We start from the raw sequence: 12649 nt of genomic DNA, 5'->3' as shown, positions 1-12649 counted from the left end.
CCGTTGGCGTGTGCCGGGTCAGTCGCGGACCGTCGGCGGGGTCTGGGTGAGCTGCTGGTCGAGGACGGCCTTGAAGGCCTGCGTCGCCGCGTCCTTCTGCTCCGGCGGGCCGCTCACGTCGATGATCACCGCGTAGTTGTGCGCCACGTAGGCCGTCCGGAAGGTCGAGCCGGCGGAGACCACCGAAACGCCCTGGTAGGAGAGGTCTTCGACCTCGGACAGGCCCTGCTGCGCGGCCAGGTACTTCTCGGCCACGGTCTGGGCGGCGTTGGTGTCGGGCATCTTCAGCGCGAGCAGCGTCGTCTTCGGCTGCACGCCTTCGGTGCCGTTGAACCAGCCCTCGGCGAGGCCGTTCTGGAACGCGGTGTCGAGGACGGTCTTGGGCTGGAGCAGTCCGCCCTTGGCGCCCTGCAGGTTGGGCAGGTCCAGCAGGCCGGCCCACGGGTGCGCCGGGCCGTTCGCGGCGACCAGCACCTCCTGCGTCGTGGCTGGAGGAGCCTTGGCGGCGGGCGGCTGCGGCAGCTCGACCGTCGTCGGTGCGGGCGGCGCGGGCGGAGCGGCCGTCTCCTGCTCGGGCCGGCTGTCGCCGCCTGCGAAGTAGAAGATCACGGCGACGATCACCACGACCAGCAGCACGGCGCCGATGGACAGCCCGGCGATCAGCTTGCCCTTGCCGGGCTTGCCCGCCGATTCGAAGACCTCCGGGCCCTGGCGCATCCAGGGCGCTTCGCCCGAGTCACCGGATCCCGGCAGGTCATCGCCCCAGGGAGTGCCGGTCGTCTCCACCGGACCCCAGCCCTGCTGCTGGCCGTTCCACTGCTGCTGCGACTGGTTCCACTGCTGCTGCGGCGGCTGCTGCGGGGCCTGCGGCTGCGGGGTCTGCGGGACGCTGACGATCTGCGTGCTGCCGGAATCGGCGGGCGGCTGGTTCTGCTGCTGTTGCTGGACGAACGGGTTCTGCACGACCTGCGTCGCCTCGTTGTTGCCCGCCTGCTGCTGCGGTTGCTGCTTGGCGGCATCGCCCCAGCTGAACGCGGGCGGGAACGGGCTCGACTGCTGCTGGCCGGGCTGCTGCTGCGGGAACCCCCCGGAAGAGGGTTCAGCCGGTGGTGTCTGGTCCTGCTGGGGGAAACCGTCCGGGTTCGAGGGCGTTTGCCCGGTCTGCCCGCTCTGGGCCCGGCCCAGCACGGTGTCCCTGCGCTGTCGGTACTCCTCGGCGGAAATGCGTCCCGCCGCGAGTTCGGCGTCGAGGTTCTGCAACTCGTCTTGCCAGGTCACCGATAGCGCCCTTTCCGGATTTCCACGAACGCCGCTGCTGCGAACGAAGCTATTCTGGCACTCCGCGACACCTTCGCGGTGCACCGGCCGAATAACGATACGGTCTGCGGTCTGGTCCGGACGGGTGTCTGGGTTGTAAAGGGTCCCGAACCGCTGAGCCCTTGGCTAGGCTACGCAGCGTTGACGTCCAGGTCGGGCACAAATTCGATGGGGTGAGCTGGGTTGAGTGCTGCGCGTGTTGTGCACGCTCGCCCTGAGTTGTTCGCGGCCCCCAACCACGGCTTCGCCTGGATCCGCATGATCGGTGCGCTGCTGGTCATCTACGGCCACAGCTCCCCGCTGGTGGGCAGCGGTGAGCTGTTCCCGCCGGAGTGGCCGGTGCAGCCCGACGAAGGCGTGCTGATGGGCTTCTTCGCGCTGAGCGGCTTCCAGATCACCGAGAGCTGGATGCGCGATCCGCACGCGCTCCGCTTCGCCGTCAAGCGGGTGCTGCGGTTGTGGCCGCCCATGCTCACGGTGTCGGTCGGCATGGCCCTGATCGTCGGACCGATGATCACCAGCCTCTCGGTCGGTGAGTACTTCAGGTCCCACGAGACCTGGGGTTACATCGTCAACAACGCGGGCCTGCTGACCTTGCGCCACGACCTGCCGGGGGTCTTCGAGAACAACCCGTGGCCGGACGCCGTCAACGGTTCGCTGTGGACGCTGCCGATGGAGCTGCTGGCCTACGGCGGCCTGTTCGCGCTGCTGGTGCTGGGCACGGCCAAGCAGCGGTTCCGCTGGCTGACGGTCGTCGCGCTGATCGCCCTGGTCGTCTGGGACCGGCACCTGGAGGAGATCCCGGGTTCGGAGTCGGCGGGTTCGCTGCTGAGCGTCCCGGTCGAATCGCTGGTGGCGTTCCTGGTCGCCTTCGCGCTGGGCGTGCTGCTCAACCTCTACCGGATCCCGCTGTCGCCGCTGGCCGCGGGCGCCGGTCTGGTGGCGCTGCTCGTGATGCCCAACAGCATCACGACCTCGGCGTTCATGCCCTTCGCGGTGAGCTACGCGGTGATCGTGACCGGGCACTTCTGGCCGTCGCGGCTGACCGTGCCGGGGGTGTGGGTCAACGGCAGCTACGGCGTCTACGTCTGGGGTTTCCCCGTCCAGCAGCTGCTGGCGATGGCCGGGATCGCCAACCAGTGGCTCATGCTGCTGTGCGCCGCGCCCGCCGCCTACGTGCTGGGAACGCTGTCGTGGAAGTACGTCGAGGACCCCACGATGCGCCTCCGCCACCTCATCACCCCGCTCCCGAAGAAGGAGCGGGCAGGGGAGGAGCCCGAACCGGAGGAAGTCCCGACGGACACCGCGATCCCCCGAGCCGGCACCGTCGACGTTCCGGAGCGGACGGACGTGGTTGCGCCGAGGGCAGAACCCGCTGGACACCGAGGTGCCGACCGGCCGCTCCCGGAACGGCCGCGCGGGGCTTGGCCGCCCCCTCCGCGCCCGCCGAGCGCCGGCGCGCCGCGACCGGGGGACCGCGTGCCCCCGCCGGATCAGGGACCGCCGCCGGACCGGAGAGGTCAGCGACGGCCGCCGCCTCGCTGGTCGCCTCCCGAGGAGTCACCGCTGTCGCGGCGGTTGTCCGGCGAGGTCGAGGAACCTCAGCAGGGCAGGCACGCGCGTCGTCCGATGCCGCCGGACCCGGGCCGCTACGGCGATCCCAACCGGCTGGACCGGCGTTGACCACGGCGTAGGCTGGGAACATGTTCGGTGCGAAGCTGAAGATGATCGACCCGTCGTCGGCGCTGCCCGGCCGCGATTCGGCGATGCCGGTGGACGAGCACCACGCGGTCTTCCCGGACCGCCGCATCGTTCCGCCGTTCCCAGAGGGCCTGGCCACCGCGGTGGTCGGGATGGGCTGCTTCTGGGGCGCGGAGCGCGTGTTCTGGCAGACCGAGGGCGTGTGGAGCACGGCCGTCGGCTACGCGGGCGGCTACACGCCGAATCCCAGTTACGAAGAGGTCTGCTCCGGTCTGACCGGCCACACCGAGGCCGTCCTGGTCGTGTTCGACCCGAAGAAGATCAGCTACGCGCAGGTCCTCAAGGAGTTCTGGGAGAACCACGACCCGACCCAGGGCATGCGCCAGGGCAACGACCTCGGCACCCAGTACCGCTCGGCGATCTACGCCACCGACGATCAGCAGCTGCGCGAGGCGGAAGCCGGCGCCCAGGCGTTCCAGCAGGCCCTGACGGCCGCGGGCAAGGGCGAGATCACCACGGAGATCGCCCCGCTGAAGGACTTCTACTACGCCGAGACCTACCACCAGCAGTACCTCTCGGACGCCAAGAACCCCAACGGCTACTGCGGCCTGGGCGGCACAGGAGTCTCGTGCCCCATCGGCCTCGGCGTCGAGGGCTGATCCCACCCGCTACCCGCCGCACCTGCTCCGCTGACCTGGGCACCTCCCAGTTTTAGTTGTGATGTCCGGGGTGGTTGGTCAGTGGGGTGGGGAAGTTTTCATGAAAACTTCCCCACCCCACTGACCAGACATTTCAGGCGCGAAACCCTCCACGTCTAGTTGTGATGTCCGGGGAGGTCGTCCCGGTGGGTTGTCCGTAGACAGGTGAAGGCCTCTGGTTGTGAAGTGCCTCTCGCAGCTGGCGAGCGCGGCTACCGAGCGGCATTCGGGTGCGCAGGCGGAGTTCTTCGTCGCCTTCGCGTGCGCCGGAGGCCTTCCGGCCGCGTTGACCCGCTTCCAGCGGGGTTCGGACGACCGGTCGTGACGCGGAAACAGCAGTGGGGCCGAGGTGAAAACCTCGGCCCCACTGCGACGAGCGGATGACGGGACTCGAACCCGCGACCCTCACCTTGGCAAGGTGATGCGCTACCAGCTGCGCTACATCCGCATATTCATCGCGTCCCGTTGGCTTCCGCCGCCGGTGCGCTGTTGGTGAATACTTTAGCCCATGGTTCGGCGGCCGTTCACCGGGGGTCCCCTTCAGCCGACCGCGCGGGTCGGGGTGAGCCGCAGCAGCACGCGGTTCTCGGAGCGCATGGCCTCGCGGTAGGAATCCCAGTCCTCGTGCTCGCCGGAGAGGGAGCGGTAGTAGTCCTCCAGCAGCGGCAGGGCCTCGGGGAGCGCGACGATCTCGACGTCGGCGTCCAACTGGAACCAGCGGCCGAAGAACGCGTCCGGCAGCACGCACAGCCAGGCGCGCGGGTCGCGGCGGAGGTTGCGGACCTTGCCCGAGCCGGACCTGGTGCTGACCACCGCTCGGCCCTGCTCGTCGACCGCCGCGAGGACCGGGGTCATCAGCGGTGTTCCGTCCTCGCGCAGGGTTCCCAGCACCGCGTGGTGCTGGTCGCGGATCAGTGCCACGGCCTCGTCGACGTCCATCGGATGCCTCCCGGGATCAGGTGTGCCCGGAGCGTAGTGGTTCGAGCGGGTTGTTCTCAGGCCGAGAGGGTTGGCCGGAGGCGCCGTCATGATCGACAATGCTGAGGTGGTGATGGTCCCGCCGCGTGCGGACGATCACCCTTCGGGCCGATGACAGGAGCGGTACCGTGGCACCACGCTCGGTGACAGGTGTGGTTCGAGTGGCGAGTGTGCGATCGAGTGACCAGCCCGGGTGGGCGGGGAGGCGACGATGAACCGGGTGGTTCGAGGCTCCGACGGCCGGGAGTGGACGATCAGGGCGAACCTGGAGTGGTCCAACCCGATCGTGGTGGACGAGTTCGAGCACGACGTCAACGGCGGTTCGACGCCGGCGATCGTGGTGGGGGCCGCGCTCGCGGCCCTGGTGGTGGTGTTCATCGCGTGGACGCCCCAAGAGGTGATCATCCCGTGGTGGTTCATCGCGATCGTCGTGATCGCGATCCTGTTCTTCCCGGTCCGATGGGTGCTGCACCGCCCGTGGACGCTCACCGCGTCGACACCGGGTGACGCCGACGAGAACCCGCCGGAGACCTGGGTGGGCATCGTGCGCGGCTTCGTCGAGGTGCGCACCGAGGTGTCGCAGGTGGCTCGGCACATCGAGCTGTACGCGGAGCCGGACATGAACGGCAGGCTGCAGCCGACGGAGTAGAGCGGCGCTGACGTCCCCTCGGTGGGGCACACTGGAGTCGTGCCCGAACTTCCCGAGGTGGAGGCGCTGGCGAAGCACCTCCGCGATCACGCCGTGGGGCGGATGGTGGCGCGCGTCGACGTCGCCTCGATGAGCGTGCTCAAGACCGCGGACCCGCCGTGGACCGCGCTGCACGGGCGCGAGGTCACCGGCGCCGTCCGGCACGGCAAGTACCTCGACCTGGACTGCGGCGGCCTGCACCTGGTGTGCCACCTGGCGAAGGCCGGTTGGCTGCGCTGGTCGGACAAGCTCTCGGCGACCCCGCCGAAACCGGGCCGGGGTCCGATCGCGCTGCGCGTCCACCTCGGCGGGGTCGGGTTCGACCTGACCGAGGCCGGCACCCAGAAGAGCCTCGCCGCGTGGATCGTCGAGGACCCCGCGGAGGTCCCCGGGATCGCGCGGCTGGGGCCCGACGCCCTGGAGGTCGACGTCGACGCGTTCGCCGCGCTCCTGGAGGGCCGCACCGAGCGGATCAAGACCGTGCTCACCGAGCAGTCCACGATCGCGGGCATCGGCAACGCCTACTCGGACGAGGTCCTGCACGCCGCGAAGCTCTCCCCGTTCGCCACGGCCGGCAAGCTCGACGCCGAGGCGGTGACCCGGTTGCACGGTTGCGTCCAGGAGATCCTCCGCGACGCCGTGGACCGGTCGCTGCGGCAGGACGCCGCGCGCCTCAAGGCGGAGAAGCGGTCGGGGATGCGGGTGCACGGCCGCACCGGTCTGCCGTGCCCGGTGTGCGGTGACGCGGTGCGGGAGGTCTCCTTCGCCGACCGGTCCATGCAGTACTGCCCGACGTGCCAGACCGGGGGTAAGCAGCTGGCGGATCGCAGGATGTCCCGCCTGCTGAAATGAGTTGTCCCCAGGCTGTGGACAACTCCTGGCCTTGCGCACCGGCAGGATCTGCTGAACGGGCGGAGCGGTTCCGCTGAATGGAACGAACCTGGACCGTTCACCGATGGAAAACCGGCACTGGCCGTAGCCGTCTTGATTCAGAGCGTGCGACTCGGGCAGATTGATGTTGTGGCGGAGTTGTTGACAGAGCGGACGGTCCTGACCACGCTCGCGGCGCTCGCCGTGCTGGGCATGTTCGTGCTGCTGTGCCGGGCGCGTCGGGTGAGCACCTCGGTGGAGGACGCCACGCTGGCGGCTCTGCATCGGGTGACCAGTGCGGCGCCCTACCTGCGCGAAGGCCTGAACCAGGAATCGGCGGACAAGACCGGTCCGCACCTGAGAGAGCTTCTGGCCTGCGTCGCCGTCGGCATCGTCGACGCGGACGGGACCTTGCTGACCTGGGACGGCGAGGCCAACCACCACTACGCCGACCTGCGGACCAAGATCGAGCAGGTGCTGCGCACCGGCAAGCGCGACTTCCTCGACCACGGCGACGTGGTCTGCGAGCAGCGGCCCTGCCCGATGCGGCACGCGGCCGTGGTGCCGCTGGAGGTCGAGGGTCAGGTCCGCGGTGTGCTGACCGTCATCGCCGACGGAGACCGCAAACGACTCCTGCGCGCCGCCGCCGAGGTCGCCCACCACGTGTCCACCCAGCTCGAACTGGCCGAGCTGCAGGAGTCCAAGGAGCGCCTGGCGCAGGCCGAGGTGCGGGCGCTGCGCGCGCAGATCTCGCCGCACTTCATCTACAACGCGCTCAACACGATCTCCTCGCTGATCCGTACCGACCCGGAGCACGCGCGCGACCTGCTGCAGGAGTTCGCCGACTTCACCCGCTACTCGTTCCGGGCGAGCGGCCTCTACACGACGCTCGCCGACGAGATCCGCAACATCGACCGCTACCTGACGCTGGAGAGCGCGCGGTTCGGACCCGATCGGCTGAACGTGCAGCTCAAGATCGCCCCCGAGGTGCTGCCGGTCGTGGTGCCGTTCCTCGCGCTGCAACCCCTGGTGGAGAACGCGGTCCGGCACGGCCTGGCCAACAAGCCCGGCGGCGGGACCGTGTCGGTGACCGCGGAGGACAGCGGTTCCGAGGCGCTGATCAGCGTCGACGACGACGGCATCGGGATGGACCCCGAGCTGCTGGACGCGGAGCTCGCCAACGCCCACCTCACCGGTGCGCACGTCGGGCTCGGCAACATCAACAACCGGATGCGCGCCACCTTCGGCAACGACTACGGGCTCGTCGTGGAGACCGAGAAGGGCGCAGGCATGAAGGTCATCATGCGGGTGCCCAAGTTCGCCCCCGGAGTCCGGCCGGAGCCGCTGCCCCCGGTGGACGAGCCGGGAGTGGGTTTGGCCGCCGGACCGGCCGCTGGCCGGTAACGTCGAGGTATGGACGAGAAGGCACCGCAGAAGTTCGCCGACATGGTCACGGCGAAGCTGCCCAAGGAGCTGACCGAGAAGTTCGGCGGGAAGCTGCCCGGCATGGCCGAGCGCGGCCCCGTCGTGGCGGTGGTCAAGTTGCACGGCGTCATCACGCCGCAGCCGTCGCCGATGGGACGGCCCTCGATCTCGTTGCAGACCGTGGACTCGGCTCTCAACCGCGCGTTCTCGCACGACCGGCTCAGCGCCGTGGTGCTGTCGATCAACTCCCCGGGCGGTGCCCCCACCCAGTCCGCGCTGGTCGCGGACCGGATCCGGGGTCTGGCCGCGGAGAAGAACGTGCCGGTGCTGGCCTACTGCGAGGACGTCGCCGCCTCCGGCGGGTACTGGCTGGCCTGCGCCGCCGACGAGATCTACGCCCACCAGACCTCGCTTGTCGGCTCGGTCGGCGTGGTCAGCGCGAGCTTCGGGATGACGGGCCTGCTGGACAAGCTCGGCGTCGAACGCCGCGTCTACACCGCGGGTGAGAACAAGGTGCGGCTCGACCCGTTCCGCCCGGAGAAGTCCGAGGACGTGCAGTGGCTGCGCGGTCTGCAGGACGAGCTGCACGGCCAGTTCACCGACTGGGTGCGCGAGCGCCGCGAGGGCAAGCTGAGCGGCGGCGAGGACGAGCTGTTCTCGGGCGAGGTGTGGACCGGCGCGAAGGCCGCGGAACTGGGTCTCATCGACGGTGTCGGGACGCTGCGCGAGATCATCGAGCGCAAGTACCCGGACGCCCAGGTGCAGACCGTGGAGGGCCGCAAACCGCTGCTGGCGCGGCTCGGGATGTCCTCGGGCGTCTCGCGCAATCCCGTGGCGAACCTGGTTTCCGGGCTCGACGCGCTCGAACACCGCGCCATGTGGGATCGTTTCGGCCTGTAGAGGCTTGTGATTCGGGTCCCTGCCGGGAAAGCTCGGCGGGGACCCGTTTTGCGCGTTGTTCCGGAGAGTGTTGATCCGGTTCGCCCAAACGGTGATGCCTCGATCAGCCGAGAAATTGATCCGTTCGGGCGAAAATCAGCTTCGTGAAGCAGATTCTTGTCGCTGAGCCCTCGTGGAGGACCCTCGTTCTGCGCTAACAACTAGGGTCCGCAGGCACGTTCGCAGGGCCGGCGCGGGAGGCGTCGAGCGGCAGGAGCACGGACATGGACAGTGCGCCGGAGGCGCGGCACGATATGGCGTTGCATTGAGTACACGAGAGAATCCCGCCGGGCTCGTCGTCCTTGCCGTCGACGACGAGCGGGCCGGGCTGGACGAGATGAAGTTCCTGCTCGGCAGCAACCCTCGCGTCGGGCGGGTGCTGACCGCGTTCGACGCCGCCGAGGCGTTGCGCCTGCTGCGCAGCGACGACCCGGAGCTGATCGCCGGTCGCGAGGAGAACGAGTCCATCGTGGACGCCGTGTTCGCGGACGTGTCGATGCCCGGGCTGTCGGGGATGGAACTCGCTCGCGTGCTCACCGCGTTCCGCATCCCGCCCGCGCTGGTGTTCATCACCGGGCACGAGGAGAACGCGCTGGAGGCGTTCGAGGTCGGCGCGCTGGACTACATCATGAAGCCCGCGAACGCCGACCGCGTCGACCGCGCGCTGCGCACCATCGAGAAGAACAAGGAGCAGTCCGGCAAGAGCGGGAGCCCCCAGCCCCTCGAAGCCGCGGCGCCGGACGACGACGAGGTCATCCCCGTCGAACTCGCCGGCACCACGCGGATGATCCCGCGCAAGGAGGTCCGCTGGGTCGAGGCGCAGGGCGACTACGCGCGACTGCACACCACGGAAGGCTCGCACCTGGTGCGGATTCCGCTGGCGCAGCTGGAAGAGCGCTGGGGAGAGGCCGGGTTCCTGCGCATCCACCGGTCGTTCCTGGTCTCGCTCGCGCTGGTCAGCGAACTGCGGATGTCCTCGTCCGGCTATTCGGTGGTGCTCGGCGGCGGACCGCCGAAGGAACTGCCCGTGTCCCGGCGCCACACCAGGGAGCTCAAGGACCGCCTGGTGAAGGCGCCGCGCGACAACTGGGGACAGCAGCAGTGAGCGGCGCCGGATGAGCCCGGAGGGCTTCGACGTCCGGGCCCGGCTGGGCGACTACTCGCCCCGGCCGAGGCGCAAGCGCGTCGTGCTCGCCGACCGGCGCGGGCCGCACGTCCCGCGGGTCCGCGTCGAGGTCGAGGAGCAGAACGGCGCGCTCGAAGGCCTGGTCCGGGACCTCGTCGAGAAGCAGCTGCGGGCTGCGCTCCGCCTGTCCGGGATCGTCGCGGTCGTGCTGCTCGGCCTGCCGCTGATGTTCTGGCTCGTGCCCTCCACCGGTGATCTGGAGGTCCTGGGGCTCCGGCTGCCGTGGTTGCTGCTCGGCGTCCTGGCGTACCCGTTCCTGGTGGTCGTCGGGCTGATGTACACCAAGAGGGCCGAGCGCAACGAGGACGATTTCCTCGGAATGCTGGAGGAGTAGCGAGTTCCTCGTGCGCGGCGGATTTCAGGTGAGCTGCTTCGGGTTCGCCGACCGTTCTGCGTAAAGTGGTCGCGACTCTTCGAAAAGCCGGGTGGCTGGGTGAGATGTTGTCGAATCTGTGGTCCTTGGGCGGCGTGCTGCTGATCGTCGTCGCGACGCTGGGCATCGGGCTGTGGAGCTCGCGCTCGGCCGGGACCACCGATTTCTCCGCCGCCCGCAAGCCAGTCCGGGAAGAGCGCAACGCCGCCGCCATCTCCGGCGAGTACCTCTCCGCCGCCTCGTTCCTGGGCGTTGCCGGGCTGGTGATGAAGGACGGCGTCGACGCGCTCTGGTACCCGATCGGCTTCGCCGCGGGCTACCTGGCGCTGATGCTGTTCGTGGTGGCGCCCATGCGCCGATCCGGCGCCTACACGATGCCGGACTTCGTCGAGGCGCGGCTGAACTCGTTGAGCCTGCGCTCGATGACCACGCTGGTCGTGGTGGTCATCGGCTGGCTGTACCTGGTCCCGCAGTTGCAGGCGGCCGGCATGGCGCTGTCCGCGATCGTCGGTTTCCAGTACCAGGCCGGGATTCTCGTGGTCGCGCTGATCGTGCACGTCAGCGTGGTCGGCGGGGTGCTGCGGGCGGTGACGCTGGTGCAGGCGTTCCAGTACTGGGTGAAGCTGTTCGCGATCACCTTGCCCGCGTTCGCGCTGCTGATGGTGTTCCTGGTCAGCGAGCAGCGGCAGGCCCTGGACGAGCCGCAGGCGCCGTTCTTCCAGGAGGACACCGCGGTCCGCGTCGAGACGGACGTGACGCTGGAGGTCGGCGAACCGGTCTGGATGACCGCCGCGGAGGACTCGGGAGCGGTGGGCGCGGTGTACCTGCAGCCTGGGCAGCACCCGGTGCGGGCGGGCAGCGAGCTGCGCTTCCCGGCCGGAGCCGCGGTTCCGGTGGTGACCGGCTCCGCCCCGGACAACGAGAGCTGGCTGCGACCGCAGCAGGACGGGCTCCCCGGGGTGCTGCAGACCTACTCGGTGCTCATCGCGACCTTCCTGGGCACGATGGGCCTGCCGCACGTCCTGGCGCGCTTCTACGCCAATCCCTCCGGCGCGGGTGCGCGCCGGACCGCGCTCTACGTCCTGGGGCTGCTGGGCGCGTTCTACCTGTTCCCCACGATCTTCGGGTTGCTCTCGCGGCTCTACGTGCCGCAGCTGCTGGTCACCGGCCGGACCGACGCCGCGGTGCTGCTGCTGCCGCACGCGATGCTGGGCAACTGGGTCGGCGGCGTGCTGGCCGCGATCACCGCGGCGGGCGCGTTCGCCGCGTTCCTGTCCACCTCGTCGGGCCTGGTGATGAGCCTCGCCGGGGTGCTGTCCTCGCGAGACGTGCTGTGGGGCCGGACGATGCGGTTCGGCTCGGCGGCGGTGCTGTCGTGCGCGGTCCCGGTGGTGCTGGCCCTGGCGGTCGACGATCACGACATCGCGCGAAGCGTCGGGCTGGCCTTCGCGATGGCCGCGTCGACGTTCTGCCCGGTCCTGGTGCTGGGCATCTGGTGGCGCGGGCTGACCGCCGCCGGTGCTGCGTGGGGCATGCTCACCGGTGGTTCGCTGGTGCTGATCTCGGCGCTGAGCGCGTACTTCGCCGAGGGCGGCTGGTGGTCGCAGCTCGCCCAGCAGCCTGCGCTGGTCACGGTGCCGCTGGCGTTCGCGGTGACCTACCTGGTCAGCCTGGCCACGCGGTCCCGCGTGCCCAGCGGTGTCTCTCGGCTGATGCTGCGGCTGCACGCGCCGGACCGGCTGGGCTTCGTGGACAGCAGGCCAACCGCCGAATCGACGCCGCGCCAGGGCCGCCACGAGCGGTGAGATCCCGGAATCAATTCTTCGGCTGCGGAGTACCGAGCGCCTGAACGTGCAGTTGCCTCCGCAGTCAGTTACTTTCTGTCGACCGAATTGGTAGATAGGAAGACGATCAATACTCCGTTAGAATGAAAACCTTCCCATCCGACGCAATTCGCTACACCATGTTGCGGTGTCAACCTTCACTCGATCGTTAGCACCCGTACTCCCAATGGGCCTACCCAGCGGAGCGTCGGATTCCGTAGCGTTCCGGCGTTGTGTGATTCAGGCTCACGCTTGGCGATAACGCGAGGCTGGGCCTTTCTTTGTGGAGGGAGAGCCGTGAGCGCCACGGACCAAAACGGGTCCGGGTCCGGTATTGACGCCGAAACCTGGGCCGCTGCGCAAAGCAGCCCCGAATTCGCCCAACTGCGCAAACGACTGCGCAACTTCGTATTCCCCGTATCGGCGTTATTCCTGGTCTGGTACCTGGTGTACGTGCTGCTCGCCGACTACGCGCACGGCTTCATGAGCATCAAGCTGGTCGGCAACATCAACGTGGGACTCGTGCTCGGCCTGCTCCAGTTCGTGTCCACGTTCGTGATCACGACCTGGTACGTGCGCTACGCCAACAAGAACCTGGACCCGGTTGCCGAGCAGATCCGGGAAGACGTTGAGGGAGGCGGCAAGTGAGCA

12 protein-coding genes and 1 tRNA gene are annotated in these 12649 nt (G+C 69.1%); 10 read left to right on the top strand and 3 right to left on the bottom strand.

Annotation, left to right across the window (positions count from 1 at the left end; all coding sequences use genetic code 11):
- Positions 1-18: 18 nt before the first annotated feature.
- On the bottom strand, positions 19-1278 hold the full coding sequence (locus ACYVF3_RS05610) for a hypothetical protein (RefSeq protein ID WP_461153121.1): 1260 nt from the start codon (positions 1276-1278) through the stop codon (positions 19-21).
- Between the two features lie 258 nt (positions 1279-1536).
- On the opposite strand from ACYVF3_RS05610, the gene ACYVF3_RS05605 reads away from it, so the two are divergent.
- Together ACYVF3_RS05605 and msrA are read left to right on the top strand one after the other, a co-directional pair.
- Complete coding sequence (locus ACYVF3_RS05605; protein WP_461153120.1) at positions 1537-3000, top strand: acyltransferase family protein; 1464 nt, start codon at positions 1537-1539, stop codon at positions 2998-3000.
- Between the two features lie 20 nt (positions 3001-3020).
- Positions 3021-3677, top strand: coding sequence for a peptide-methionine (S)-S-oxide reductase MsrA (msrA, locus tag ACYVF3_RS05600; protein ID WP_461153119.1), 657 nt, complete (start codon positions 3021-3023; stop codon positions 3675-3677).
- 414 nt (positions 3678-4091) lie between these two features.
- Here msrA and ACYVF3_RS05595 read toward each other — a convergent pair.
- Both ACYVF3_RS05595 and ACYVF3_RS05590 read right to left on the bottom strand, forming a co-directional pair.
- Positions 4092-4164, bottom strand: a tRNA-Gly gene (locus tag ACYVF3_RS05595).
- A 92-nt stretch (positions 4165-4256) separates the two neighbouring features.
- On the bottom strand, positions 4257-4655 hold the full coding sequence (locus tag ACYVF3_RS05590; RefSeq protein ID WP_461153118.1) for a PPOX class F420-dependent oxidoreductase: 399 nt from the start codon (positions 4653-4655) through the stop codon (positions 4257-4259).
- A 250-nt stretch (positions 4656-4905) separates the two neighbouring features.
- Between ACYVF3_RS05590 and ACYVF3_RS05585 the strand changes: the two genes are divergently transcribed.
- The 8 genes from ACYVF3_RS05585 to ACYVF3_RS05550 all read left to right on the top strand — a co-directional run bounded on the left by ACYVF3_RS05585 (position 4906) and on the right by ACYVF3_RS05550 (position 12646).
- On the top strand, positions 4906-5343 hold the full coding sequence (locus tag ACYVF3_RS05585) for a DUF983 domain-containing protein (RefSeq protein ID WP_461153117.1): 438 nt from the start codon (positions 4906-4908) through the stop codon (positions 5341-5343).
- A 39-nt stretch (positions 5344-5382) separates the two neighbouring features.
- The gene (locus tag ACYVF3_RS05580) at positions 5383-6234 is read left to right on the top strand and encodes an Fpg/Nei family DNA glycosylase (protein ID WP_461153116.1); all 852 of its coding nucleotides are present in this window, start codon (positions 5383-5385) and stop codon (positions 6232-6234) included.
- A 168-nt stretch (positions 6235-6402) separates the two neighbouring features.
- Positions 6403-7656: a histidine kinase gene (locus ACYVF3_RS05575; RefSeq protein ID WP_461153115.1), complete on the top strand. Its 1254-nt coding sequence runs from the start codon at positions 6403-6405 to the stop codon at positions 7654-7656.
- Positions 7657-7665: 9 nt separating this feature from the next.
- Positions 7666-8577: a S49 family peptidase gene (locus ACYVF3_RS05570; RefSeq protein WP_461153114.1), complete on the top strand. Its 912-nt coding sequence runs from the start codon at positions 7666-7668 to the stop codon at positions 8575-8577.
- A gap of 304 nt (positions 8578-8881) precedes the next feature.
- A complete protein-coding gene (locus ACYVF3_RS05565) occupies positions 8882-9721 on the top strand; it encodes a LytR/AlgR family response regulator transcription factor (RefSeq protein WP_461153113.1) in 840 nt (279 codons plus the stop codon).
- Positions 9722-9731: 10 nt separating this feature from the next.
- The gene (locus tag ACYVF3_RS05560; RefSeq protein WP_461153112.1) at positions 9732-10136 is read left to right on the top strand and encodes a hypothetical protein; all 405 of its coding nucleotides are present in this window, start codon (positions 9732-9734) and stop codon (positions 10134-10136) included.
- Between the two features lie 104 nt (positions 10137-10240).
- A complete protein-coding gene (locus ACYVF3_RS05555; protein ID WP_461153111.1) occupies positions 10241-11980 on the top strand; it encodes a sodium/solute symporter in 1740 nt (579 codons plus the stop codon).
- Between the two features lie 351 nt (positions 11981-12331).
- Positions 12332-12646, top strand: coding sequence for a DUF485 domain-containing protein (locus ACYVF3_RS05550; RefSeq protein ID WP_461153803.1), 315 nt, complete (start codon positions 12332-12334; stop codon positions 12644-12646).
- Positions 12647-12649: the final 3 nt, after the last annotated feature.

It is taken from the genome of Saccharopolyspora tripterygii (genome assembly GCF_054778355.1).
The sequence above is the reverse complement of the archived record's forward strand: the minus strand, read 5'-3'. Positions and strand labels throughout refer to the sequence as shown.